The organism is Amycolatopsis sp. Poz14 (assembly GCF_006704225.1).
Taxonomy (GTDB): Bacteria; Actinomycetota; Actinomycetes; order Mycobacteriales; family Pseudonocardiaceae; genus Amycolatopsis; species Amycolatopsis nivea.
Genome location: NZ_JACLHD010000001.1, coordinates 995,220 through 1,018,977, shown reverse-complemented (window position 1 = coordinate 1,018,977; position 23,758 = coordinate 995,220). Strand labels below are relative to the sequence as shown.

The 23,758-nt window shown below is 69.0% G+C and carries 26 protein-coding genes; 15 read left to right on the top strand and 11 right to left on the bottom strand.

Annotation, left to right across the window (positions count from 1 at the left end):
• Window positions 1–44: 44 nt before the first annotated feature.
• Complete coding sequence (locus FKO37_RS05105) at window positions 45–527, bottom strand: MarR family winged helix-turn-helix transcriptional regulator (RefSeq protein ID WP_078870268.1); 483 nt, start codon at window positions 525–527, stop codon at window positions 45–47.
• Between the two features lie 81 nt (window positions 528–608).
• Between FKO37_RS05105 and FKO37_RS05100 the strand changes: the two genes are divergently transcribed.
• Window positions 609–902, top strand: coding sequence for a DUF1330 domain-containing protein (locus FKO37_RS05100; protein ID WP_037808663.1), 294 nt, complete (start codon window positions 609–611; stop codon window positions 900–902).
• A 108-nt stretch (window positions 903–1,010) separates the two neighbouring features.
• Here FKO37_RS05100 and FKO37_RS05095 read toward each other — a convergent pair whose 3' ends face one another.
• The 4 genes from FKO37_RS05095 to FKO37_RS05080 all read right to left on the bottom strand — a co-directional run bounded on the left by FKO37_RS05095 (window position 1,011) and on the right by FKO37_RS05080 (window position 3,543).
• Complete coding sequence (locus FKO37_RS05095) at window positions 1,011–1,403, bottom strand: hypothetical protein (RefSeq protein ID WP_037808664.1); 393 nt, start codon at window positions 1,401–1,403, stop codon at window positions 1,011–1,013.
• Window positions 1,390–1,629, bottom strand: coding sequence for a DUF397 domain-containing protein (locus FKO37_RS05090; protein ID WP_020664000.1), 240 nt, complete (start codon window positions 1,627–1,629; stop codon window positions 1,390–1,392). Before FKO37_RS05090 ends, FKO37_RS05095 begins: the two co-directional genes overlap by 14 nt.
• Before the next feature lie 486 nt (window positions 1,630–2,115).
• Window positions 2,116–2,994, bottom strand: coding sequence for a helix-turn-helix transcriptional regulator (locus FKO37_RS05085; protein ID WP_238603855.1), 879 nt, complete (start codon window positions 2,992–2,994; stop codon window positions 2,116–2,118).
• A gap of 168 nt (window positions 2,995–3,162) precedes the next feature.
• Entirely contained in the window at window positions 3,163–3,543 is a 381-nt protein-coding gene (locus tag FKO37_RS05080; protein WP_238603854.1) for a sterol carrier family protein, read from the bottom strand.
• A 59-nt stretch (window positions 3,544–3,602) separates the two neighbouring features.
• Here FKO37_RS05080 and FKO37_RS05075 point away from each other — a divergent pair, with 59 nt between their 5' ends.
• Together FKO37_RS05075 and FKO37_RS05070 are read left to right on the top strand one after the other, a co-directional pair.
• Entirely contained in the window at window positions 3,603–4,256 is a 654-nt protein-coding gene (locus FKO37_RS05075; protein ID WP_037808668.1) for a type VII secretion system-associated protein, read from the top strand.
• 119 nt (window positions 4,257–4,375) lie between these two features.
• The gene (locus FKO37_RS05070) at window positions 4,376–5,164 is read left to right on the top strand and encodes a lysozyme (RefSeq protein WP_240014529.1); all 789 of its coding nucleotides are present in this window, start codon (window positions 4,376–4,378) and stop codon (window positions 5,162–5,164) included.
• Window positions 5,165–5,210: 46 nt separating this feature from the next.
• Here FKO37_RS05070 and FKO37_RS47100 read toward each other — a convergent pair whose 3' ends face one another.
• Window positions 5,211–5,345, bottom strand: coding sequence for a hypothetical protein (locus tag FKO37_RS47100; protein ID WP_255443103.1), 135 nt, complete (start codon window positions 5,343–5,345; stop codon window positions 5,211–5,213).
• Here FKO37_RS47100 and FKO37_RS05065 point away from each other — a divergent pair.
• The 4 genes from FKO37_RS05065 (at window position 5,338) to FKO37_RS05050 (ending at window position 8,879) form a co-directional block, all read left to right on the top strand.
• Window positions 5,338–6,228 (top strand): lysozyme, encoded by an 891-nt coding sequence (locus tag FKO37_RS05065; protein ID WP_238603853.1) that lies wholly within the window; start codon window positions 5,338–5,340, stop codon window positions 6,226–6,228. The genes FKO37_RS47100 and FKO37_RS05065 overlap by 8 nt on opposite strands.
• Window positions 6,229–6,417: 189 nt before the next feature.
• Complete coding sequence (locus tag FKO37_RS05060; protein ID WP_037808676.1) at window positions 6,418–7,254, top strand: hypothetical protein; 837 nt, start codon at window positions 6,418–6,420, stop codon at window positions 7,252–7,254.
• A gap of 4 nt (window positions 7,255–7,258) precedes the next feature.
• Window positions 7,259–8,200, top strand: a complete 942-nt coding sequence (locus FKO37_RS05055; RefSeq protein ID WP_238603852.1) for a pentapeptide repeat-containing protein — start codon at window positions 7,259–7,261, stop codon at window positions 8,198–8,200.
• 16 nt (window positions 8,201–8,216) lie between these two features.
• Window positions 8,217–8,879, top strand: a complete 663-nt coding sequence (locus tag FKO37_RS05050) for a nitroreductase (protein WP_238603851.1) — start codon at window positions 8,217–8,219, stop codon at window positions 8,877–8,879.
• Window positions 8,880–8,915: 36 nt separating this feature from the next.
• Here FKO37_RS05050 and purL read toward each other — a convergent pair whose 3' ends face one another.
• Window positions 8,916–11,222, bottom strand: a complete 2,307-nt coding sequence (gene purL / locus FKO37_RS05045; RefSeq protein ID WP_037808684.1) for a phosphoribosylformylglycinamidine synthase subunit PurL — start codon at window positions 11,220–11,222, stop codon at window positions 8,916–8,918.
• Window positions 11,223–11,331: 109 nt separating this feature from the next.
• Between purL and FKO37_RS05040 the strand changes: the two genes are divergently transcribed.
• The 4 genes from FKO37_RS05040 (at window position 11,332) to FKO37_RS05025 (ending at window position 16,684) form a co-directional block, all read left to right on the top strand.
• Entirely contained in the window at window positions 11,332–12,966 is a 1,635-nt protein-coding gene (locus tag FKO37_RS05040; protein ID WP_238603850.1) for an ABC transporter ATP-binding protein, read from the top strand.
• A complete protein-coding gene (locus FKO37_RS05035) occupies window positions 12,963–14,705 on the top strand; it encodes an ABC transporter ATP-binding protein (protein ID WP_238603849.1) in 1,743 nt (580 codons plus the stop codon). The genes FKO37_RS05040 and FKO37_RS05035 overlap by 4 nt, the downstream gene beginning before the upstream one ends.
• Before the next feature lie 107 nt (window positions 14,706–14,812).
• On the top strand, window positions 14,813–16,162 hold the full coding sequence (locus tag FKO37_RS05030; protein ID WP_238603848.1) for a PQQ-binding-like beta-propeller repeat protein: 1,350 nt from the start codon (window positions 14,813–14,815) through the stop codon (window positions 16,160–16,162).
• Between the two features lie 102 nt (window positions 16,163–16,264).
• Window positions 16,265–16,684, top strand: a complete 420-nt coding sequence (locus FKO37_RS05025; RefSeq protein WP_037808689.1) for a pyridoxamine 5'-phosphate oxidase family protein — start codon at window positions 16,265–16,267, stop codon at window positions 16,682–16,684.
• A gap of 51 nt (window positions 16,685–16,735) precedes the next feature.
• Here FKO37_RS05025 and purQ read toward each other — a convergent pair whose 3' ends face one another.
• Complete coding sequence (gene purQ, locus FKO37_RS05020) at window positions 16,736–17,413, bottom strand: phosphoribosylformylglycinamidine synthase subunit PurQ (protein WP_037808690.1); 678 nt, start codon at window positions 17,411–17,413, stop codon at window positions 16,736–16,738.
• The gene (gene purS / locus FKO37_RS05015) at window positions 17,410–17,649 is read right to left on the bottom strand and encodes a phosphoribosylformylglycinamidine synthase subunit PurS (protein ID WP_037808692.1); all 240 of its coding nucleotides are present in this window, start codon (window positions 17,647–17,649) and stop codon (window positions 17,410–17,412) included. Before purS ends, purQ begins: the two co-directional genes overlap by 4 nt.
• Before the next feature lie 190 nt (window positions 17,650–17,839).
• Here purS and FKO37_RS05010 point away from each other — a divergent pair, with 190 nt between their 5' ends.
• From FKO37_RS05010 to FKO37_RS05000, 3 genes are all read left to right on the top strand, one after another.
• Window positions 17,840–18,502, top strand: coding sequence for a hypothetical protein (locus FKO37_RS05010; protein WP_051728637.1), 663 nt, complete (start codon window positions 17,840–17,842; stop codon window positions 18,500–18,502).
• 82 nt (window positions 18,503–18,584) lie between these two features.
• The gene (locus tag FKO37_RS05005; RefSeq protein ID WP_238603847.1) at window positions 18,585–20,165 is read left to right on the top strand and encodes a GMC family oxidoreductase; all 1,581 of its coding nucleotides are present in this window, start codon (window positions 18,585–18,587) and stop codon (window positions 20,163–20,165) included.
• Window positions 20,162–20,974, top strand: a complete 813-nt coding sequence (locus FKO37_RS05000; protein ID WP_238603846.1) for a bifunctional 2-polyprenyl-6-hydroxyphenol methylase/3-demethylubiquinol 3-O-methyltransferase UbiG — start codon at window positions 20,162–20,164, stop codon at window positions 20,972–20,974. Before FKO37_RS05005 ends, FKO37_RS05000 begins: the two co-directional genes overlap by 4 nt.
• Here the strand turns inward: FKO37_RS05000 and FKO37_RS04995 are convergent.
• A complete protein-coding gene (locus FKO37_RS04995) occupies window positions 20,971–22,155 on the bottom strand; it encodes a glycosyltransferase 87 family protein (RefSeq protein ID WP_238603845.1) in 1,185 nt (394 codons plus the stop codon). The genes FKO37_RS05000 and FKO37_RS04995 overlap by 4 nt on opposite strands.
• Before the next feature lie 94 nt (window positions 22,156–22,249).
• Between FKO37_RS04995 and FKO37_RS04990 the strand changes: the two genes are divergently transcribed.
• Window positions 22,250–22,585 carry a hypothetical protein gene (locus tag FKO37_RS04990; RefSeq protein WP_037808705.1) on the top strand — a complete coding sequence of 112 codons (336 nt, stop codon included), beginning with the start codon at window positions 22,250–22,252 and terminating at the stop codon, window positions 22,583–22,585.
• Window positions 22,586–22,589: 4 nt separating this feature from the next.
• Here FKO37_RS04990 and FKO37_RS04985 read toward each other — a convergent pair whose 3' ends face one another.
• Window positions 22,590–23,753: a lactate 2-monooxygenase gene (locus tag FKO37_RS04985; protein WP_238603844.1), complete on the bottom strand. Its 1,164-nt coding sequence runs from the start codon at window positions 23,751–23,753 to the stop codon at window positions 22,590–22,592.
• Window positions 23,754–23,758: the final 5 nt, after the last annotated feature.

The window sequence follows — 23,758 nt, the reverse complement described above, 5'->3', positions numbered from 1 at the left end:
CGTGGTTCTGCCCACTACGGGGGAGGATTTCCGGAGCGGTGCTCTCAGTTCAGGCCAGTGGTCTTGGACCGGAGTGGACGCTTCGACCCTTCTCGGCTCCGGCTTTCGAGCTCTGCCAGGTGCGCCAGCGCCGGAAGCGCCGCCGTCAGGGCCTCGACCTCGTCGTCGGCGAGTTCGTCGATCAACCGCGCGTACGCGTCGACGCCCGCTTGACGACGCGTTTGGACGTAGGACTCGCCAGCCTTGGTCAGCGACACCAGCGTGACCCGCTTGTCGGACGCGTCGCGCCTCCGCTCGACCAGCCCGGACTCCTCCATCGCCCGGACCAGGACGGTCATCGCGGGCTGGGTGACGCCCTCGGCCACGGCCAGATCGGTGATCCGGCGCGGACCGCACCGGTGCAGGGTGGCCAGGGTGGCGGCGGACGTGACGCTGAGGTCGCGCGGAAGGCGTCTCGCAGCCCTGGTGGCCAGCTCGTAGAGGGCCGACCCGATCGCAGCGCCGCGAGTCGCGGCTTGACGGCTCATGCGAGAAGCATAGACTATTTATATTAATCATTTATGCATCCCCACCGGCCGGACGCGTCCGGCCGAACACAGGAGGTTTCCGTGGCCAAGGGCTACTGGGTCAGCGTCTACCGCGTCATTTCCGATCCGGAGAGGCTGGCCGCGTACAACAAGCTGGCCGCCGCCGCGGTCCAGGCCGCGGGCGGTCGGGTGCTCTCCCGCGGCGGCAGCCGAGTCGTCGTCCACGAGTCCGGAATCCCGGAACGGGTCGTGCTGATCGAGTTCGACAGCTTCGAAGAAGCCGTCGCGGCCTACGAGAGCGAGGCGTACCGGGAAGCGCTGGCGACCCTCGCCGACGCCGTCGAGCGCGACTTCCGGATCATCGAAGGCGTCTGACCGACCAGCACGGGCCAGAAATGAGCCAGGCCCCGCACGAAGTGGATTGGGCCACTTCGTACGGGGCCTGAAATCAGGGGCACCGATGGGGACAGCGCGGAGGGTGGATCAGCGGGCGGCCAGCCACTTCGAGCGGCCGCCTCGGCCCGGGACCCAGCAGCCGTTCGCGGAGGCTGCGGCGGCGGGGGCCGGCTGGCGCTCGGGGAGGGCCAGTACTTCGCCCAGCACCTGGCTTGCTTCGCCGCGCGAGCGCCACAGGGTGGACGCCGGGGCGAAGATGTTCTGCTCGCTGCCAGGGAGGCGCGTGGCCTCGACGTCGTCTTCGGCGTTCAGCCGGACGACGTCCACCACATTGTCGTGCACTCGCACTCCGACCACGGCCTGCACTTCGCCCGCTCCGTCCGTCGGGTGGACGAACTGGTAACCGCGGGCGATAAGTCGCTGCAGGCCCTGCTCGATGTCGAAGGCGGAGCCCACGACGGCGGCCTCAGCCGAGGACATCGTCGAATTCGCCGTCCTTCGCGCCGGCGAGGAAGGCGGCCATCTCCGCGCGCGTGTAGACGAGCGCCGGGCCCTCCGGGAAACGGGAGTTCCGCATCGCGATCTCGCCCGAGGTCAGCGGGGCTACTTCGACGCAGTTGCCCACCGCACCGCTGTAGCTCGCCTTGCGCCACTGGGCGCCGGTCAGACGGTCGGCCGGAATACCGTTCTCGAACCGCTCAGCCATGATGCCACCTTCCGGGAAGGACGATGAAAAGCTCAGGAATCTGCATGTGCATCTGCCTGTGACTTCGACGCTAGCACGCGCGCATGCAGCGGTAAATGCACGTGCAGAATTTTCTGCAAATTTCTCACTGCGTGACGACACGGTTCAGTAGAAGTTCCCAGATAGGTGATTCGAGCACTACCCGAACGGGCTAATTATTACCCCGGGTCACGATATTGGCAGCCTGATAACGCACCGCGTTCGTGACTCGCCGCCGCCGGGTGCAGCGGGTGAATACGGAACACTTACCGTGACGACCGGAGCGGCGATAGGAAGAGTGCGACCGGGTCAGTGGAAGGCAGTTTCCGGACTTATGCACGCTCGGTGAGGAGAATGGGGTGGGGGCGTTCTCTATTCGACTACCCCTGCCTCGGATGGGCGGGACGGAATTCTCGGCAGAGAGAATTTCGCCGAGGCAATCCCCCGGCGTGAGGAAGAGCAGGGTGCTTAGATCTCGGCCTTGCGCTTGGCGATGCGGGCCCGGCTGCGTTCCGGGGTCTCCGCGTCGACGGCCAGCAGGTCCAATGCGCGGCCGTACTTCTCGATCTCGTCGCGCTTGTCGAGGTAGTGCGCGCCGGTCAGGTACTCGACGTAGACGATGTTCGGCAGTTCCGCCTCGGCGAAGCGCAGCAGCGAGAACGCGTGCTCGGCCGACAAACCGCTTCGGCAGTACGGCAGGATCTGCACCGACACGTGCGGCAGCGTGGTGACCTCGAGCAGGTACTCCAGCTGCTGCCGGAACACCTTCGGTCCGCCGATCGGCCGGTACAGCACCGATTCGTCGAGCACCGCCCAGATGCGCGGCGCGTCCGGGCGGGCCAGCATCTTCTGCCGCCGCATGCGCAGGGCCACCAGCTGATCGACGCGTTCGTCGGCCATTTCCGGGCGGCCGTGGCTGAAGATCGCTCGCGCGTAGGGCTCGATCTGCAGCAGGCCCGACACGAACAGCGGCTCCCGGATCTGGATCCGGGACGCCGCTTCCTCAAGGCCGACGAGATCGGTGAACCAGCCGGGCACCGTCTCCCCGAACTTGCGCCACCAGCCCGCTTCGTTCGACTGCTTGACCATGTCGAGGAACGCTTTGCGCTCCTCCTCGTCGGAGACGCCGTACATGGTGAGCAGGTCGGCGACGTCGCGTTCCTTGAAGCCGACGCGGCCGAGTTCCAGCCGGGAGATCTTGGATTCCGAACCGCGAATGTTGTAGCCCGCCTGCTGGCGCGTGATCCCGGCTTCCTCGCGCAACCGGCGAAGCTGCGAGCCGAGGATCATCCGGCGCGCTGTCGGGCCGAGGCTCTGCTCGCCGGCGGACACGCCTACCGCGTTCATGACCAGGGCCCTTCCATCGCCGCTCGTTCGTCACGGGAATCGAAATCCGACTACCCAAAGTACACGCAAGGCACTGCCCCGGACAGCGTGGCACAGGCCTCGGCTCAGGGGATTCTACGGAGTGTGTGCCTCAGAAGACACTCCTGAGAGAACAATTGCCGCGGAAAATCAGATTCGCACGACCGGGAGCCAGTGCGCGAGGTCCGCGCGGCTGCCCGAGGCCGTCACCCGGGCGGCGCCGAGCGCGTCGTCCCAGTCCAGGAGGCCGGTGGCCAGTTCGAGCCACGTCCGCGGGTCGGTCTCGACGACGTTGGGCGGCGTGCCGCGGGTGTGCCTCGGGCCCTCGATGCACTGCACCGCGGCGTACGGCGGCACCCGGACCTCGACCGTGTGCCCCGGCGCGTCCTGCGCGAGCGTCCGCAGGGTCGCGCGCACCGCGGCGGCGAGCTCGGCGCGGGCCGGATCCGGCCCGGAACCACGCAACCAGTCCGAAACGGCCAGCACCGCCGCTCGTAACTGAGCGGGATCGACCGAACGCGAAGAGGCCATGCGACAACAGTAGAGTGGCCGCGGACGGACTTTCAGGCACCCGGCACCGAGGGACGGCGATGGCGCAGCGGGACGAGGCAGATCGGATGGTTTCCCGGACCCCGGCGGGCAAACGCGCGCGCCGGAACGCGTACCCCCGCCGCGGGCCGCAGGGAAAACCCGAGATCACTCCCGAGATGCGGGCCAACGCGCGGACGAACCCGAACAGCTGGCTGTATGTCATCGACGAGGCCTTCGACGCCCGCGGTCCGGTGCCGTCGTGGGCGGTCGTCGGCGCGTATCCGGTGAACGGGACGGGAGAGGTCGTCGAGGACTTCCACCCCAACGACCGGTACCGGCCCTCGCCGAAGGCGCTCGGTTTTCCCGAGCCGCGCAACGAACTCGAGCGGCTGCTGCAAATGGTCCGGACCGAACACCGGCCCGCCGAGGACCTGCCGCGCGTCATCCTCGATTCGACGCTGCTGGTCTACGCCCTGTCCCCGGTGCAGCGCACGGTGATCGGCTTCCACAACGCCGACGGACGGGTCATGGTCCCGGCGTACACGTCGAAGTCGCTGGTGCCGCGCGAATGGCCGCACGCCCGCGCGGTGCTCGGCCGCGACATCGTCGGGCTGCTCGCCGGACATCCGCTCGCGGTCAACCCGCACGACCTGATCACCGCCGTCGTGCCGGCCGAGCACCTGATGAAGGCGCTGGCCGAAGAACGGCGCTGACCTGGGCAGACCACACTGCCGAGTGATCATGATTCGCCGAAACCCGCTCGCCCGGGCATCGTGACGCAGTAGGAGTACACGCGTCCGGTGAGGAGCCCTGGGTGAAGCGTCATCTGCTGCTGCGCTGGAGCGCGGTTCTCTTCGCCGGGATCACCGGCACGTCCCTGTGCGAAACGGCGCAGGCGGCACCGAGCTACGCCGGGGCCGCGGACAACTACGCCGGTTCGCAAATCGCGAAGCACGAAGGCGTTCTGGGAGCGCCGAACATCTCGTACACGACACAAGACCAGTACCTCGGCCACGACGTCAGCGGACACCAGGGCCCGGTCGACTGGCCCGCCGCGGCGGGAGCGGGCGCGAAGTTCGTGTACGTGAAAGCGACCGAGGGCACCGGGTTCGTCAGCGGGCAGTTCGCCCAGCAGTACAACGGTTCCTACCAAGCCGGGATCGTCCGCGGCGCCTACCACTTCGCGCGCCCGGACGTGTCCGACGGCGCCGCGCAGGCCAACTACTTCCTCGCGCACGGCGGCGGCTGGTCGGCCGACGGCAAGACGCTGCCCGGCGCACTCGACATGGAATACAACCCCTACGGCGAAACGTGTTACGGCAAGGACGCGAACGGGATGGTCGCGTGGGTCCGCGCGTTCTCCGACACCTATCGCGCCCGCACCGGACGGCTGCCGACGATCTATACGTCGACCAGCTGGTGGAAACGCTGCACCGGAAACAACCCTTCTTTCGGAGGGAATCCGCTCTGGATCGCGCGCTACAACTCCTTCATCGGCGAACTCCCCGCGGGCTGGGGACAGCACGCCATCTGGCAGTTCTCGAACAGCGGCGCCCTGCCCGGCGACCAGAACTGGCTCAACGGAACCCAGTCAGCCCTGCGCAATCTGGCATTCGGGTGAACGTTCGTGACGCGGTCACGAATTAGTCATCACCGCTCGATGAAAATCACCCACTCGCCCATTCATCTTCACGGAACTTGATGACAAACGACGATTCGTCCTCAAGAATCTCCCCCGTGGCGGCTACCTGCACATAGCCGCCCTCCGCGAGGGTATCTGTGAAGGGATCGACGATGTCCACTTCCCGAAGAGGGCGGCGCGGCGCGCTGCTTTCCGCTCTGACCGTCCCGGTAGTCGCGCTCCTGCTCGGCGCTTCGACCGAGGCGACGGCCGCCCCGGCGGCTTCCCCGCTTTCGGCGCGGGAGATCAACTCCGTCAACGCCGACATCCAGGCGAACAACCACACCATGGGATCGCAGATCCGGCGCGTCGAGGGGGATCACTCCACTCCCGAGACGAAAGCCGCCGCACAGCAACCGCAACCCGCCGCCGCGTTGCCGAACCAGGTAGCGGCCACCGTCGCGGGCATGGACGTCGCCAGCTACCAGGGCAACGTCAACTGGGCCAACTGGTGGGGCCAGGGCAAGCGATTCGTCTGGACCAAGGCGACCGAGAGCACGAACTACACGAACCCGTACTTCGCCCAGCAGTACAACGGTTCCTACAACCAGGGCTTCATCCGCGGCGCCTACCACTTCGCCACCCCGAACACCTCGAGCGGAGCGGCACAGGCGACCTACTTCGTCGCGCACGGCGGCGGCTGGTCAGGGGACGGCAAGACGCTGCCCGGCGCGCTGGACATGGAGTACAACCCCTACGGCGCGACCTGTTACGGACTGAGCAAGGCGTCGATGACGGCGTGGATCAAGGACTTCCACGACACCTATCACGCGAAAACGGGCCGCTGGCCGGTGATCTACACGTCGACGAACTGGTGGAACCAGTGCGTCAGCGGCGATTTCTCCAGCACCGCGCCGCTGTGGATCGCGCGGTACGCGTCCTCGGCCGGAACGCTTCCGTACAACTGGGGCTACTACACCGTGTGGCAGTACACCTCGAGCCCGCTGGACCAGGACACGTTCAACGGCGCCTACGACCGGCTGCAGGCACTCGCCAACGGCTGACCTGAGGGCGCGCACGGACGCGGCTCCCGGTTCTCCCCTCCTCCTGCCGGGCGGGGCGGCCGGGAGCCGCTTTTGTGCGAGCTTTGCCCGCCTTGCACAATGCAGACCTGGGGCGGAGACGGAACCGCCTGGGCCGGCGGGGCGTCAGACCGCGGCGCGAGTCGGTGCAGCAGGAAGGCGGAACCGGACATGACTTACCCACCGCAGCCCGGACAGGGCGGGGACCCCTACGGCCAGGGCTGGCAGCAGCCCGGCTCGGGCGGGGTGCCGCAGCAGCCGGGGTGGGACCCCAACCAGGCCCAGCAGCCGGGCGGATACCCGAACCCCCAGCAGCAGCCCGCCTGGGACCCGAACGCCCAGCAGCAGCAGGGTTGGGACCCGAACGCTCAGCAGCAGTACCCGGGGTACCAGCAGCAGCCCTACGGCGGCACCCAGCAGTTCCCGCAGCAGGGCTGGGACCAGGGGCAATACCCGGGCGGACCGGGCGGCGAGCCGCCGAAGAACAACAAGACCGGCCTGTGGATCGGCATCGCCGTCGCGGTCGTCGTGGTGGTCGCGCTCGGCATCACCGGGTTCGTCGCGCCGGGGTTCTTCCTCAGCAAGGACGACAAGGGCACCACACAGGCGCAGCCGCCCGCCCCGGCCCCGTCGCAGTCGTCGGAGGCTCCGCTGCCGAGCGACTCGTCGTCGCCGTCCACGGATTCGAGCGACGACCCCGATTCGGGCGGCGCGTCGGGCGAGGCGAAGCAGGTCATCGACGACTTCCTCGCGAAGCTCAACGCCAAGGACGCGGCGGGCGCGACCGCGATGGCCTGCCAGGGCACCGAGAGCATGTCGAAGCGCAGCATCGACGAGACCACCAGCGGCGACCCGCAGCTCACGCTGAGCAAGGTCACCGCGGGCAGCGCCACGACGAGCGCCCGGATCACCGGCAAGCTGTCGGGCAAGGACGCCAGCGGCACGATGGTCATCATGAACCGCAGTGGCGGCTACTGTGTGGGGCTGTACCTGATCCTCGCGTTCTGACCCGGTGCGCTCGCCGCTGCTGTGGACGTTGATCGCGTCCGTGGCACTGCTGTGCGGGGTCGGCGGCTGGTTGCTCGCCGACCCCGCGACAAGCCGCAGTGAAGCGTTGAAAACGGCCGGTCTCGCCGGTGGCGCGGTCGTGGCGCTGTACGCGTTGTGGCTCAACGATCGCCGCCGCCGCGTCGAGGAGGCGCGGCAGGTGATCGAGCAGCAGCGGCACGACGTCGACCGCGAGCGGATCTCCGACGAGCGGTTCGCCAAGTCGGTCGAATTGCTGGGCCACGAGGCCGATCAGGTGCGGGTCGGCGCGTTGCACGCGCTGGCCGGGCTGGCGCGGACGCGGCCGGAGTATCGGCAGACCGTGCTGGACGTGCTGTGTTCTTATCTGCGGCGGCCGTTCACGCATGGCCGCTATGACAGTCCTGAAAAGAGCGGCGCTCCGGAAGAGGAGCGCGAGCTGCAGGTGCGGCTCACCGCGCAACGGCTGATCCGGGATCTGCTGCCACCGTCCGATGTGGACGGACCGGGTCCGGACCTCGATCTGACCGGCGCGGTCCTGGAGTACTTCGACCTTTCCCGCCGCCGGATCGGCGGCCTGCTGCTGCGGCACGCTTCGCTGTACAGCAGCACGAATCTCAGCGGCTCCGTCTTCACCGGGCAGGCTTATTTCACCGCCGCAGGTACGGGCCCTGGCCGCCTGGTGGGCGTTTTCCGTTGCCGCAACGCGACTTTTCTCGACCGGGCCTGGTTCTCCGGTACCGAATTCTCCGAACGGGCCAATTTCTCCCACACCACGTTCGCCGGTCCGACCACCTTCAAGGGCGCGACCTTCGCGAAGGAAGTCCTTTTCGACGGGGCGGCGTTCTCCGGTCCGGTGGAGGCAGCGCTGCCGGACGGCTGGAAGCTGGATCCGCAGAATGGCGGCTATGTCGCGGTGCCGATCTGAGTAGCATCAAGAAACCGTGGACGTCTACGAAGCGGTGCGTTCCCGGCGGTCTGTCCGCGGCTTCCTCGGCAAGCCAGTACCCGGCGAAGTCCTGACTCGAGTCCTCGCCACGGCCTTGCGCGCCCCTTCTGGGGGAAATCTACAGCCGTGGCGGATTTACGTCTTGACCGGCGCGAAGCTGGCCGAGCTGAAATACCTGGTCGGGCAGCGCATCGCGGACGGCGACACCGGCGATCCGCCCCAGGTGCTGCCCTATCCGCAAGTGTTGCCCGAGCAGTACGCGCGGCGGATCGAGGAGCTGGGCGCGCTGCGCTACGGCGCAGTCGGGGTCGCGCGGGAGGATTACGCGGGCCGGGAGCGGATCCGGGTCCGGAATTGGGACTGCTTCGGTGCTCCGGTCGCGCTTTTCTGCTACCTGAACGAGCAGATGCTTCCGCCGCAATGGCTGGACGCGGGGATGTTCCTGCAGACCGTGATGCTGCTGCTGCGCAAGGAAGGGCTCGACAGCTGCGCGCAGATCGCGTGGGGCCGGTACCACCGGAGCGTCACGGAGATCGCGGAGCCGCCGCCCGGATACGTCCTCGGCTGCGGCATGTCGATCGGGTACGCGGATCCCGACGAGCCCCGGCCGGCGATTCCGCGGGCAGAGCTGGCGGAGGTGGTCACCTTCCGCTCGTGAGTGCCGGCGCCGGTCCGCACCGGCACTCACGAGGGCTCAGTCGAACAGCGCCGGAAGGGTCTTCTCCCAGGTCTCGCGCAGTTCTTCAAGGGAGAACTCGGTGACGCCCTGGATCTCCAGCGTTCCGGAATCCGGGTCGACGACACCGGTCTTGCGCCACGGCAGGCCGCGCGCGGTGCACATTTCGGTGAACCGCAGCTCTTCCGTGCGCGGGACCGCCACCAGCACGCGGCCGGACGACTCGGAGAACAGCTGCACGAACGGGTCCTGGTCGCGGTCGAGGAACACCCGGGCCCCGCACTGTCCAATGAGGACAGTCTCGGTGAGCGCCTGTGCCAGACCGCCGTCGGCGAGGTCGTGCGCGGCGGAGATCATGCCGTCGCGCGAACCGGCGACCAGGACGTCGGCCAGCAGCTTTTCGCGGGCCAGGTCCACCCGGGGCGGAACGCCGCCGAGGTGCCCGTGCAGTTCGCGGGCCCAGGCCGAACCGTCCAGCTCGTCGTGGGTGTCGCCGAGCAGCAGCAGCGTCTCGCCCGCTTCCGCGCCGATGCCGGTGGGGATGCGGCGGGTGACGTCGTCGATCACGCCGAGCACCGCGATCACCGGGGTCGGCAGGATCGCCGTGTCGCCGGTCTGGTTGAAGAAGCTGACGTTGCCGCCGGTGACCGGGATGCCCAGCTCGACGCACGCGTCGGCGAGACCGTGCACGGCCTGCTCGAACTGCCACATCACGCCCGGGTCGGTCGGGGCGCCGAAGTTGAGGCAGTCGGACACCGCGACCGGGGTCGCGCCGCCGGTGGCGACGTTCCGGTACGCCTCGGCCAGCGCGAGCTGCGCGCCGCGGTACGGGTCGAGGTAGACGAACTTCGCGTTGCAGTCGGTGGCCACCGAGACGCCGCGGTTGCTCTCCTCGTCGATCCGGATCATGCCGGAGTCGGACGGCTGGGACAGCACCGAATTGCCGCGCACGTAGCGGTCGTACTGCGCGGTCACCCATTCCTTCGACGCCTGGTTCGGCGACGCGATGAGCTTCAGGAAGTCCGCGCGCAGTTCCTCGGGCGTCGACGGGCGCGGGAGCTTCGCGGAGGTGTCGGCGACGAGGCCGTCCTGGAACGCCGGGCGCTCGATCGGGCGGTCGTACACCGGGCCCTGGTGCGCGACGGTGTGCGCGGGCACGTCGACCACGATCTCGTCGTTCCAGGTGATGACGAGGTGCTCGCCGTCGGTGACCTCGCCGATGTCGGTGGCGATGACGTCCCACTTGGCGCAGACCGCCATGAACGCCTCGACGTTCTCCGGCGCGACGACCGCGCACATGCGCTCCTGCGATTCGCTGGAGAGCACCTCGGCGGGCGTCATCCCGGTGGCGCGCAACGGAACCCGGTCGAGGTAGATGTGCATGCCGCCGTCACCGGCCGCGGCCAGCTCGGACGTCGCGCACGACAGCCCGGCCCCGCCGAGGTCCTGGATGCCGACGACCAGCTTCTCGCGGAACAGGTCGAGACAGCACTCGATGAGCACCTTCTCGGTGAACGGGTCGCCAACCTGCACGCTGGGCAGCTTCCGCCGGCCGGACGCGGATTCGTCGCCGGAGAAGGTGTCGCTGGCGAGCACGGACACGCCGCCGATGCCGTCGAGACCGGTGCGCGCGCCGAACAGGATGATCTTGTTGCCCGAACCGGAGGCGAACGCCAGGTGCAGGTCCTCGGTGCGCATCGCCCCGACGCACAGCGCGTTGACCAGCGGGTTCCCCGCGTAGGAGGGGTCGAAGACCAGCTCGCCGCCGATGTTCGGCAGGCCGAGGCAGTTGCCGTAGCCGCCGACGCCCGCGACCACGCCGGGGAGCACGCGCTTGGTGTCCGGCGCGTCGGCCGGGCCGAAGCGCAGCGCGTCCTGCACCGCGAGCGGCCGCGCGCCCATCGCCATGATGTCGCGCACGATGCCGCCGACGCCGGTGGCCGCGCCCTGGTACGGCTCCACATAGGACGGATGGTTGTGGCTTTCCACCTTGAAGGTGACCGCCCAGCCGTCGCCGATGTCGACCACGCCCGCGTTCTCGCCGATGCCGGCCAGCATCTTGGCCTTCATCTCGTCGGTGGCGGTTTCGCCGAAGTAGCGCAGATGCTTCTTCGAGGACTTGTAGGAGCAGTGCTCGCTCCACATCACCGAGTACATCGCGAGCTCGGCGTCGGTGGGCCGGCGGCCGAGGATTTCCCGGATCCGCGCGTACTCGTCTTCGGCGAGGCCGAGTTCGACGTACGGCTGGCTCGTTTCCGGGGTCGCCGCGGCCACTGCGGTGGTGTCAACTGTGCTGGTCACGGTATCCGTGTCAGGGTTCGCCACGGCCTTAAGACTACGTGTCGGCCGGGTCACACCCACAGCCGCCCGGCCTGCTCGCGCGGGGCATAAATGAGTCGCGCCGGAGCCTCCCGGCGGCTTAGCGTCAATGATCGTGCTTTCCGCCACGTACCGCTTCCCCGACATCCGGCTCCCGGAACGTCCGACGCCGGTCCGGTATCTGCTGGCGGTCCTGCGCGCACGGCCGGGGCTCGTCCTCGCCGCGATCGTCACCGGGGCCGGCTGGTCGCTGCCGAGCGCCCTGCTGCCGCTGGTGATCGGCCGGGGCGTCGGGGCGATCGCCGACGGCGACTCGTCCGCGCTGTGGCGCTGGGCGCTGCTCGCGGGCGTGCTCGGCGTGACGCAGGCGCTGCTCGGCACCGGGCTGCACTTCGCGTCGTACGGCATGTGGATCCACGGGGCGGGCTCCACCCAGCGCCTGGTCACCGACCACACGACCCGGCTCGGCGCGTCCCTGCGCGACGCCACCACCACCGGCAACGTCGTCGCGGTCACGTCGTCGGACATGAACTGGGTCGGCAACGCGTTCGAGGTCATCGGCCGCACGTTCGGTTCGATCGTGGCGTTCGTGGTCATCGGGATCGCGATGCTCGGCACCTCGCCGGTGCTGGGCACGGTCGCGCTGGTCGGCGTCCCGCTCGCGGTGCTCGGCATCGGTCCGCTGCTCGCGCCGCTGCAGAAGCGGAAAACCGCGCAGCGGGAGAACCTGAGCGAGGTGAACGCACTCGGCGCGGACATCGTGTCCGGGCTGCGGATCCTGCGCGGCGTCGGCGGCGAACGGCGATTCCTCGCCCGGTTCCGCGACGCGAGCCAGCTGGTGCGGCGCTCCGGCGTCGAGGTCGGGCGCAGCGAATCCTGGCTGGCAGGCGCGGAGGTCCTGCTGCCGGGGCTGGTCACGGTGGCGATCACCTGGCTGGGCGCGCGGCTCGCGCTCGACGGCACGATCAGCGTCGGCGAACTGGTGGCGTTCTACGGTCTCTCGGCGTTCCTGGTAGTGCCGGTCGCCACGGCGACCGAACAGGTCAGCTCGCTCAGCTCGGGCCTGGTCGCGGCGCGCAAGGTGTGCGGGCTGCTGGCCCTGCGGCCGAAGCTCGCCGAGCCGGTGTCGCCGCTGCCGCTGCCGGACGGTCCGCTGGAGCTGGTGGACACCGCCAGCGGCATCCGGATCGCGCCGGGCAAGCTGACCGTGGTCGATCTTGGTGCCGAGGCGGAGGCGATCGCCGCGCGGATGAGCCGGTTCGCCGACGCGGACGAGGGCGAACAGGTGCTGGTCAGCGGGGTGCCCGCGGATCGCGTCGCGCTCGCCGAACTGCGCAGGCGCGTGGTGTACGCGCACAACCAGGACCTGTGGTTTTCCGGGGTGCTGCGCGATCAGCTGACCCCGGAGCACCCGCGCGGGGTCGACATCTTCGCGGCGCTGCACGCGGCGGACGCCGAGGACATCATCGAGGCCCTGCCGCGTGGCGTTGACGAGCTGATCGGCGAACGCGGCCGCGAGGTGTCCGGCGGGCAACGACAGCGGCTGAGCCTGGCCCGCGCGCTGGCGATCGACCCTGACGTGCTGCTGCTCGACGAGCCGACGTCGGCGGTCGACGCGCACACCGAAGCCCGGATCACCCAGCGCGCCAAGGAATTGCGGACCGGCAGGACCACGGTGGTGTTCAGCCAGAGTCCACTGTGGAGGAACGTGGCCGACGAGGTCGTGCACGGAAAGGCAGTGACGGTATGACGACGCGGCTCCCGCTGGCGTCGAAACGCGAAGTGCGGCGCTGGGCGAAACGCGTGGCGGTCGAGCACCGGCGCGAGTTTTCCGTGATGCTCGGGCTGTTCTGCCTGGCCACCGTGGTCGGGCTGGCCGGGCCGCAACTGCTCGGCAGGCTCGTGGACGGCGTCGTCGAGCACGGCACGACGCTGCGGGTCGATCTGCTGGCCGTCGCGTTCGTGGCGGTGCTCGTGCTGCAGGCGTGGGCGAGGAAGGCGGCGCGGCTGCGCGGCCGGATGTTCGGCGAACGGGTGCTCGCGCAGACCCGCGAACGGTTCGTCACGAACGCGCTCGGCCTTCCGCTGGGCACCGTCGAGGCGGCCGGCACCGGCGACCTGCTCAGCCGGGCGACCAGCGACATCAACCGGCTGGACGTCGCGGTGCGGTTCGCCGCGCCGGAAATCCTGATCGCCGCGGTGACGGTGCTGTTCACCACCATCGCGATGATCGTGACGTCGCCGCTGCTCGCGCTGGCCCTGCTGGTGGCGATCCCGATCCTGGTGCCGGTGAACATCTGGTACCAGCGGAAGATCCCGAGCGCGTTCGCGTGGATGCTCGACCGCTGGGGCGACCTGCAATCGACCACCCACGAGACCGTGGAGGGCGCGCGGACCTCGGAGGCGCTCAGCCTCACCGAACGGCGGGTCCGCGCCGGGTACCACGCACTCGACCAGGCGACGCTCGGCGAACGCCGGATGCGGGCGCTGCAGATGCGCTGGCTGCCGTCGCTCGAAATCAGCTACGTGCTGCCGATCGCGGCGCTCCTGCTGCTGGGCTTGTTCGCCTACAGCCAGGGCTGGGCCGGGCTCGGCACGATCACGACGATGCTGGCGTACGCGCAGGCGATGACCGCTCCGCTCAGCGAGGCGCTGTTCTGGCTGGAGGATTTGCAGGTCGCGATAGCCGCGACGCGCCGGATCATCGGCGTGCAGCCAGCCGAATCGGCGGACAAGGTCGCCGACGTGCCGCGCGGGCGCGACATCGAGGTGCGCGAAGTCCGGTTCGGCTACACCTCAGACCGCGAGGTGCTGCACGGCATCAGCCTGAGCGTTCCGCGAGGGGAACGGCTGGCGATCGTCGGACCGTCCGGTGCGGGCAAGTCGACGCTGGGCAGGCTGCTGGCCGGGATCTCGGCGCCGACCGCGGGTTCGATCCGGGTCGGCGGCACCGAGGTGTCGACGCTCGCGGACGACGTGCTGCGCGGCGAGGTGCTGCTGCTGACGCAGGAACACCACACGTTTTCCGGGACGCTGCGGGAAAACCTGGCCCTGCCGGCCCGGCGCGGCGGCGGGGACTGGACCGACGAGGAACTGCTGGACGCGCTCGCGTCCGCCGGCGCCGAGGAGTGGGCGGCCGGACTGCCGGACGGGCTGGACACCAAGCTCGGCTCGGGCGCGTACGCGGTTCCGGCCGGTCTCGCGCAGCAACTGGCGCTGGCCAGGGTCGTCCTGGCCGACCCGCACACGCTGGTGCTGGACGAGGCGACGTCGCTGCTGGACACCGGTTCGGCGCGCGAGCTGGAACGGTCGCTGAACGCGGTGCTCGAAGGCCGCACGGTGATCGCGATCGCGCACCGGCTGCACACGGCCGCGGCGGCGGACCGGGTCGCGGTGGTCGAGGGCGGCACCATCACCGAACTCGGCCCGCACCAGGACCTGATCGCGGCGGGCGGCCCGTACTCGCGACTGGTCGCGGCGGCGAGCTGAAGCGCGATTCCCGGTCGACAAATCCGAAGCGGTGAAAACCGTGGCGGAACTTTGGGGGAATCAGATTTCCCCAAATACACTACCCGCATCTAAGGGGGGAGCGGGTAGTGACTGACAAAAAGGGTGGCCGGCGGGCCTTCCTCGGAATCTCGGCATTTCTGGCAGCCGTGGTGATCGCGGCGATCGTGGTACCGCTCGCGCTCAACAGCGACACGGTGTCCGGTCACGCGATCGCGGTGTCCCAGCCAGGTCCGTGGCAGCTGGGAGCGGACCGGGTCCCGCCGTACGACAACGGCATCGATTCCTGGGTCGTGGGCGACGATCTGGTGCTGGTGAACGACACCTATGCGGTCGCGTACGCACGGAGCGACGGAAAGGAACGTTGGCGGATCCCCTCCCCCGCCGGCCATTTCTGCGGGGCGAGCACCTCTGTCGTCGACAATCACATCGCCGTCGGTTATGGGGATCTCTGTTCGAGCGCGGCTGTACTGGATGTCAACGCGGGAAAGCTGCTGTGGCAGCGGGCGATGCCCATCACCTCGTCGGGGAGCCCGTCGCAGGCGAAACTCGACGAGCACGCAGTGCTGGAGATCGTCGGCGGTTCGGTCGTGGTCGTGCACTACCAGCAACTGCTCGGGCTGGACGCGGCCACCGGCGCCGTCCGCTGGTCCGAGGTCACGCCACCGACCGACGAGAAGGTGTACTCGAACTGCATCCCGTCGGACGGGCTGCCGCGGAGCGCGGACTTCGTGCTGCTGTCCCACTGCAGCGCCAAGGACGCCGGCGACAGCTTGTACGTCGCCGTTGCCGTCGATCCCGCGACCGGGAAAACCAAGCAGCACAACGAGTTCGTGAAGAGCAAGTCCTACCTCACGATGGCGTGGGTGAGCGCGTCGCCGCTGGTCGCCTACGTCAGCGACGCATCGAAAGGGATGTACGCAACTCTCGACGACTCGCTCGAACCGGTTTCCACCATCGATGCCGGAGACGCGTTGAACGGCTTCATGGGCGACGACGGATTCGGCTACAGCCTGAGCGGGGCCTCCAATGGCACGTCACATCGACGTTCGCGAGCACTCGTCACGGGCACCACGATGATCGCGCTGACCAGCCCGCAGAAGCCCAACCGCCTCGCCGCGTTCGACCTCCGCACCGGCGCCAAACGCTGGGAAGTCCCGGCGCCCGGCGGCGGCATTGTCGCGGCGCCGCTCGCGGTGGACAACGGGCAGGTGATCGCCGTGGTCTCCGCCGGCCAGGACGGTCCTGAGCAGCACATCGTCAAGTTCTCCCTGGACACCGGAGCTGTGACACCCGTGCGCACGGTCTCGCTCACGGGTCCCGGCAATCGCAGCTTGGCACCGTGGTTCTGCCGCTTGTTCTGGGCAGACGGGGTCGTTTACGGAGTCCGCGCGATCTACACCGCACAGTCCACGGCACTGGTCTTCCGGCTCGGCTGAGCACGGCCGTCCCGGCCCGAGCCCCGAGACCGGAATGTCCGCCAGGCGTCCGGCGTTGGCCTCAAGCGGATCCTGATCTTCCTAGCCTGGGGGTGACGCCGGATGGCGGTCATGACGGTGGACGAACGAGAGAAGTTCCTCGCGGAGCAGCGAGTGGGCGTGCTGTCGATCGGCCGGGAAGGCGCGGCCCCGCTCGCCGTGCCGGTTTGGTACGACTACGAGCCCGGCGGCGAACTGCTGATCTGGATGGACCGCGGGTCGGCGAAGGACCGTGCGATCGAGGCGGCGGGCAAGCTGAGCCTCACGGTGCAGCAGGAAACCCAGCCGTACAAGTACGTGACGGTGTCCGGTCCGGTAGTGGACCGGTCCTCGGCTCCGACGGAGGAGCAGGCGCTCGCCATCGCCTCGCGGTACGCGCCCGAGGCCGAGGCGCGGAAGTTCGTCGAGGGCTCGCTGACGGAGAACTCGGTGCTGGTGCGGGTGCGCACCGAGCGCTGGCTCTCCAGCGACCACAGCAAGTAACGCGAAAAGGGGCCCCGGGAAGTTTCCGGGGCCCCTTTTGCGGTGCTTGGCTCAGGCTTTCACGAGCGCGTCGACCGCGCTGTAGAACATGCCGAGGCCGTCGTCGGACGGGCCGGTGAGCGCGTCGATCGCGTGCTCCGGGTGCGGCATGAGACCGACCACGCGGCCGTTCTCGCTGGTGACGCCCGCGATGTCGTTGCGGGAGCCGTTCGGGTTGCCGCCGACGTAGCGGAACGCGACCCGGCCCTCCGCCTCCAGCATGTCCACAGTGGACTGGTCGGCGACGTAGCAGCCGTCGTTGTTCTTGAGCGGGATCAGGATCTCCGCGCCCGCCTCGTAGCGCGTGGTCCACGCGGTGGCGTTGTTGTCCACGCGCAGCCACTGGTCGCGGCACACGAAGTGCAGGCCGACGTTGCGGATCATCGCGCCGGGAAGCAGGCCGGCCTCGCACAGGATCTGGAAGCCGTTGCAGATGCCGAGCACCGGCATGCCCTTGTGCGCGGCGTCGATGACCGAGGACATCACCGGCGCGTAGCGGGCGATCACACCGGCGCGCAGGTAGTCGCCGTAGGAGAAGCCGCCGGGGACGACGACCGCGTCGACGCCCTTGAGGTCGTCGTCGGCGTGCCAGAGCGAAACCGCCTCGGCGTCGGCGTAGCGGACCGCGCGGGCGGCGTCGCCGTCGTCGAGCGTGCCGGGGAAGGTGATGACGCCGATGCGGGCGCTCACGCCTCCACCCGCCGGATGGTCCACTGCTCGATCACCGGGTTGGCGAGGAAGCCCTCGGCCATCTTGGCCAGCGTCTCGTCATCGACGTCGTCGTCGACCTCGAGTTCGAAGTGCCGCCCCTGGCGCACGTCGGCGACCCCGGAGAAGCCGAGCCGCGGCAGCGCACGCGCCACCGCCTGGCCCTGCGGGTCGAGGATCTCGGGTTTGGGCATGACGTCGACAACGACTCGAGCCACGGCTGGCTGCTCCTTATTTCTGCAGGTCGTGGGTGCACTGGAAGCGTACTTCACTAGCCTGATCGGCAGACAGACCGGTATCGAGGGGGAGACGTGAACCACCCGCCGCAAGGCCCGTATCCGCAGCAGGGCCCTTATCCGCCGCGCGGACCGCAGCAGGGGCCGCCGCCTGGGCAGTTTCAGCAGCTGGGTGACGCCGGGCTTCTTCAAGGAGAAGCTGGACACGACGTCGCAGGGAACGCCGGAGCAGCTGGCCCAGTCGGTCGCCAACTCGATCACCGAGCAGACCGGGCTGAATGAGCTGTGGTGCAGGATCCGGTCGAAGCGGTCCTACACCGCCGAGCAGACCTTCCGGAGCGCGAAGGGCGACGCGAAGATCAGCAACGCGGTGCATCTGACCGGCCAGCAGGAGCGCGCGGCGACGATCACCGCCGGCGACCTCACCTACGGGATCGCGATCATCCCCAGCGACAAAGGCTGGTGTGTGCGCGACACCAAATCGGGTGGCGAACCGGCTCCGCTGGCCAGCCTGTCGACGGATCCGAAGCCGCGGCCCCCGGTGAAGAACGGCACGGACGCCGCGACCAGGTTCATCGACGCGGTCAACGCGCGAGACATCCCGGCGGCGCTGTCGGTCATGTGCCAGGACACCACTCGCAACGGCACCCAGCAGTGGATCTACGGCGAAACCAAGCTCACCCCGCGCAAGACGGACGTGCTGACCTCCGCGGGCCGGACCATCGTGCACCTCGACACCAAGGTGGACGACGTGACCGGAGAGGGCCGGGTGGAGACCGACGACGATGCGGCGGACGGCGTGTGCGTCACCGTCTTCGATGCCACTTCTGACTGATCGGTTTTCCGGCGACTTGCGCGTAGCGTGACCTGCGCCATGATGTGTCGTTGACAGGGTGTCAACACCACCGGGAGGCAGCGTGCCAGAGCAGGACTCCTTCGACTACGTGATCGTCGGCGCGGGCAGCGCGGGCTGCGTGCTGGCGAACCGGCTGAGCGAGGACCCGTCCGCGCGGGTGCTGCTGCTCGAGGCCGGCGGCGAGGACACCGCGGACGAGGTCCGGATCCCGGCGGCGTTCGCGTCGCTGTTCAAGACGAAGTGGGACTGGAACTACGAGACCGTCGAGCAGAAGCACACCGGCAAGAAGGAGTACTGGCCGCGCGGCCGGATGCTCGGCGGCTGCTCGTCGATCAACGCGATGATCTACATCCGCGGCAACCGCGCCGACTACGACGGCTGGCGCGATGCGCACGGAGCCACCGGCTGGGGCTGGGACGACGTGCTGCCGTACTTCAAGCGCGCCGAGGGCAACCAGCGCCTCGGCGGCCCGCTGCACGGCACGGACGGCCCGCTGCACGTCGAGGACCGGCGGTTCACCCACGAGCTGTCGCACGCGTGGGTGGACAGCGCGGTCGCGTGGGGGCTCAAGCACACCGACGACTTCAACGGCGAGTCGCAGGAGGGAGCCGGGCTCTACCAGGTCACCTGCAAGCGCGGCCGCCGCTGGTCCACCGCGGACGCTTACCTGCGGCCCGCGTTGTCGCGGCCGAACCTGACCGTGCGGACGAACGCGCAGGTCACGCGGGTGGTTTTCGAGGGCACCCGAGCGGTCGGGGTGTCCTATCTCGACAAGGGCGTGCCGACGACGGTCCGGGCGGACGCCGAAGTGCTGCTGTCGGGCGGGGCGATCAACTCGCCGCAGTTGCTGATGCTGTCCGGCGTCGGTCCGGCCGAGCATCTGCGCGAACTGGGCATCGACGTGGTCGCCGCGCTGCCCGGCGTCGGCGACAACCTGCACGACCACCCGGCGGTCGGCGTGATCTGGTCGACGAAGGGCACGACCGACATCGCGGACTCCGCGACACCCGCCGGATTGGTGCGCTACCAGCTGACCAAACGCGGCCCGCTCGCGTCGAACATCGGCGAGGCGGGCGCGTTTTACTCGACCCGCGACGGGCTGGCCGCGCCGGACATGCAGATCCACGTGGCCCCGACGTTGTTCTACGACAACGGAATGCGCGAGCCCACGTGTCCGGGCTTCACGTCGGCGGCCACGCTGGTCGACGTCGCGAGCCGCGGGCGGCTGCGGCTGAAGTCGGCGAATCCGGTGTGGAAGCCGGAAATCGACCCGGCTTACTACGCGGAGTCGATCGATCTGGAATCGGTGAAGTCCGCTCTTCGGTCGCTGATCGAGATCGGACGGTCGGGTCCGCTGGCGAAGTTCCTGGACCGGCCGTTCCTGCCGGCGACGCATGAGCTGTCGGACGAGGCGTTGACCGAGCATGTCCGGCAGAACACGCAGACGCTGTACCACCCAGTCGGCACGTGCGCGATGGGCAGCGGCGAGCACGCGGTGGTCGACCCGGATCTGAAGGTGCGCGGGGTTACGGGGCTGCGGGTGGTGGACGCTTCGGTGATGCCCGTGGTGCCGCGCGGAAACACGAACGCGCCGACGATCATGGTGGCGGAAAAGGCGGCTGATCTGATTCGGGCTCGATGACCGCTCTGTCAACCTGGCGGGATCTCCTTGCCTCCTGGGCGATTCCGGACACCGTGCACCCTCCGGAATCGCCGTGGGTCCTGCCGCGCGAGGTGTTCCTCCGGCGAGCCGATCAGCAGATCGCCGCGCCGATCGGGGCGACCTATCAACTGGCCGCCGAAGCGTTGCAGGAGCCAGGCACGGTGCTCGACATCGGCGCGGCGGCCGGGGCGGCGAGCCTGCCCCTGGTCGGCCGGTCGAACGTCACAGCGGTGACGGCGTTGGACACCGACGACGAACTGCTCGCGGCGTTTGCCGAGCGGGCCGCGGGCGTGGAGCATCGGCTGTTGTCCGGCCGGTGGCCCGATCTCGCCGACGAAGCCGACGTGGCGGACGTTGTCGTGTGCGGGAACGTGGTTTACAACGTCCCCGACCTGGCTCCGTTCGCCGCGGCGCTCACCGCGGCGGCGAGGTGGCGGGTGGTGGTCGAGACGGCCGCGCGGCATCCGCTGACTGAGCTTAATCCGCTGTGGCAACGATTTCATGGCATCGAGCGACCGGCTGGACCGACTGCCGGGGACTGTCTCGCGGCGCTCGCGGAAGTGGGGATCGAGCCGGAAGTCGTGGAATGGCGGCGGCCGCCGGAGCCGGAGTACGCGGAGTTCGCATCCACAGTGGACGTCGTACGGCGGCGGTTGTGCTTGCCTGCCGACGCGGCCGGCGAGGTCGAGCGGGCCTTGCTGGAGATGGGGATCGATCCGGAGATGCCACCAGATCTCGGGTCGTCCGGCCGGGATCTGGTGACGCTGGTTTGGCCCGGTTCCGCCTAACCGACCCGTTCGAGTTCGGGAACCCGGGCGAACTGCACCGCGAACAGTTGCCAGGCAAGGAAACCCAAGCCGAGAAGGACATAGGCGTCGCCGACGAGGTGCTGCCACGGTTCCCACGCGAGTTCCCGCATCCCGCTGGAGGGCACGAAGGTGTGCGGCGCGGCGATGAAAACCGACGCGCCCGCGGCCAACGCGGCGGCGGCGCGAAGCGTGCGGACCCGGGCGGCCAGGATGAGGGTCGCGGGCACCACCCAAACCCAGTGGTGCGACCAGGAAATCGGGGACAGGACGAGCACCGCGGCCGCGTTGACGACGAAGCCGAGCGAACTGTCGACGCGCCGCATGACAAGTACGGCGGCGACCAGGACGAACGCGGACAACGCCAGCCACAGCAGGTCGTGGGCCGGCGGCAGCAGGGCGAGGCGGTTGAGGGCGCCTTGGATGGTCTGGTTGGTCGCGTAGGGCGAGCCGCTGAAGCCGTCGGCACCGGTGAGGCCGCCGCCGAAGAAGTACTCGGCGGACGCGCGCGGGGCGATCAGGAAGCCGAGCAAGGTCGCTCCGGCACCGGTGAGCAATGCGTTGCGGGCGGCGCGGAAATCCTTGGCGAGCAGGAAGAAAAGGAGGAAACCAGCGGGCGTCACCTTGATCGCGGCGGCCAGGCCGACGAGGATTCCGCGCGGCCAGCGGGGGTTGGGTGCCAGGCAATCCACGGCGACCAGGGCCATCAGGACGAGGTTGATCTGTCCAAAACCGATGGTGGAGCGCACGGGCTCGAAGGCAAGCGCCGCAACGGTGAGCGCGGACGCGGCGACGGCCGTGGATTGGCGATTCCAGTCGCGCCACAGGTGGCGGACCGTGGTGTACAAGACGACCCAGAGCGACGCGGCGGAGAGGACGTCGAGCAGAACCGACGCGATCGAGAGCGGCGGGAGCGCCAGGGCCGAGAAGAGCATCGCGGCGAACGGCGGGTAGATGAACGGCAGCATCGACCCGGCTGTGGTGGTCGGGAGCGGGCCGTAAAGGTCGCCGCCTTGGACGACCGCGTCCGCACCGAAGCGGTAGACCTGCAGGTCAACCGAGTTGAAGCTGCTGATGACGGCCGCGATGCCCGCGACGAGGGCTACCGCGCCGAGTGCGGACAACCAGGCGAGGATCCGCCCGGACTTTCCTTGAAACCACATACGGGCGGCGATTGTAGCTGCCTGCTCGACGGGCGGGCTGTTCCGGATGACTGTTTTCCCGGAATTGTCGGACCCCGTCGTTACAGTCGGGCCCATGAGCACTTCCCTCTACTACAACGCGAGCCGGGCGACCGCGCTCACCGCTGCCGAGACCGCCGCTGTCGAAGGCGTCGTCACCACACGCCAGTCGTCTTTTCCTTACCCGGACGAGGAATCTCTCTTCCTGTATGAGGAAGGCGAGCCGGACGCGATCGTGGCCGGGTCCACCAAGATGCCGCTCGATCTCGACCGGGTCATGCCGATCCTCGAACACGTGCTGGGCTCGGTGACCGAGTTGCGCCGTACCCTTCCGGACGCGCAGTGGCACGTACACCTCGACGATTTCGAAATCCCGTGGGACGAGAGCGAGGGGTACTTCCTGCCCGCGTAAGCGTCTAGCCGACTCGCCGCAGCGCTTCGCGGGTGAGGTCGGCCAGAGTCGGATAGCCGTCCACAGCCATGATCAAGTCAGCTTCAGCGAGCAAGGTACGCAGCACATGGACAACGCCGTCCTCACCAGCCAACGACAACCCCCAGGCGTACGGGCGGCCGACGCCCACCGCCGTCGCGCCCAAGGCCAGCGCCTTGACCACGTCGGCTCCGGAGCGCACACCGGAGTCGAACAGCACCGGTGTGCTGCCGGAGGCATCGACCACTTCGGCAAGGCAGTCCAGCGCCGGGAGACCGCCGTTGGCCTGCCGTCCGCCGTGGTTGGAGCAGTAGATCCCGTCGACCCCGCCGTCGATGGCGCGGCGGGCGTCGTCGGGATGCTGGATGCCTTTCACCAGCAGCGGAAGCTTGGTCAGCGAGCGCAGCCAGGGCAGGTCATCCCAGGTCAGCGGGTTGCCGAACAGCTGGGCCCACAGTCCGACGGCGGCCGCCGGGTCGTCCTCCGGAGCCTTGCCGAGCCGTTTCCGGAACACCGGGTCGGTGAAGTAGTTGGCCAGGCAATGCCCGCGCAGCTGCGGGAAGTTCGCCGTCGACAGGTCGCGCGGCCGCCAGCCGGTCACCCAGGTGTCGAGCGTGACCACGATGCCGCGGAAGCCCGCCGCCTCGGCGCGTTGCACGAGCGAGGCGGCGACGTCACGGTCAGTCGGCGTGTACAGCTGGAAGAAGCCCGGAGTGTCGCCCAGTTCCGGGACGAGCGTTTCCATCGGGTCGACGCTCAGTGTCGAAGCGACCATCGGCACGCCCGTTCGGGCGCTGGCCCGAACGGTCGCGAGGTCGCCGTGGCCGTCCTGCGCGCACAGGCCGATCACGCCGACCGGCGCGAGGAACAGCGGCGACGGCAGCTTCATCCCGTACAGGTCCACCGACAGGTCGCGTTCCTTCGCGCCCACGAACATCCGCGGGACCAGGCCCCAGCGCTCGAATGCCTCGACGTTCCCGCGCTGGGTCCGCTCGTCGCCGGCCCCACCGGCCACATAGGACAGTACGGACGGCGGAAGCGCCTGAGCCGCACGCGTTTCCAGTTCCGCGTACGACATCGGCAGGTCCGGGACGCGGCCGGACAATCCGGCGAAGTAGATCTCGTGCTGGAAATCGCCGAAGCCGGGCAACAGTG

Bases quoted from the DNA above. Each gene is read 5' to 3' on its own strand.
- FKO37_RS05095 (WP_037808664.1), bottom strand. From the start codon at position 1,403: ATGTCCTCGGCTGAGGCCGCCGTCGTGGGCTCCGCCTTCGACATCGAG.
- FKO37_RS05000 (WP_238603846.1), top strand. From the start codon at position 20,162: ATGACCGCTCTGTCAACCTGGCGGGATCTCCTTGCCTCCTGGGCGATT.
- FKO37_RS05080 (WP_238603854.1), bottom strand. From the start codon at position 3,543: ATGGCCTCTTCGCGTTCGGTCGATCCCGCTCAGTTACGAGCGGCGGTG.
- FKO37_RS04995 (WP_238603845.1), bottom strand. From the start codon at position 22,155: ATGTGGTTTCAAGGAAAGTCCGGGCGGATCCTCGCCTGGTTGTCCGCA.
- FKO37_RS05060 (WP_037808676.1), top strand. From the start codon at position 6,418: ATGACTTACCCACCGCAGCCCGGACAGGGCGGGGACCCCTACGGCCAG.
- FKO37_RS05025 (WP_037808689.1), top strand. From the start codon at position 16,265: ATGGCGGTCATGACGGTGGACGAACGAGAGAAGTTCCTCGCGGAGCAG.
- FKO37_RS05075 (WP_037808668.1), top strand. From the start codon at position 3,603: ATGGCGCAGCGGGACGAGGCAGATCGGATGGTTTCCCGGACCCCGGCG.
- FKO37_RS05035 (WP_238603849.1), top strand. From the start codon at position 12,963: ATGACGACGCGGCTCCCGCTGGCGTCGAAACGCGAAGTGCGGCGCTGG.
- FKO37_RS05085 (WP_238603855.1), bottom strand. From the start codon at position 2,994: ATGAACGCGGTAGGCGTGTCCGCCGGCGAGCAGAGCCTCGGCCCGACA.
- FKO37_RS05105 (WP_078870268.1), bottom strand. From the start codon at position 527: ATGAGCCGTCAAGCCGCGACTCGCGGCGCTGCGATCGGGTCGGCCCTC.
- FKO37_RS04990 (WP_037808705.1), top strand. From the start codon at position 22,250: ATGAGCACTTCCCTCTACTACAACGCGAGCCGGGCGACCGCGCTCACC.
- FKO37_RS05090 (WP_020664000.1), bottom strand. From the start codon at position 1,629: ATGGCTGAGCGGTTCGAGAACGGTATTCCGGCCGACCGTCTGACCGGC.
- FKO37_RS05065 (WP_238603853.1), top strand. From the start codon at position 5,338: ATGTCCACTTCCCGAAGAGGGCGGCGCGGCGCGCTGCTTTCCGCTCTG.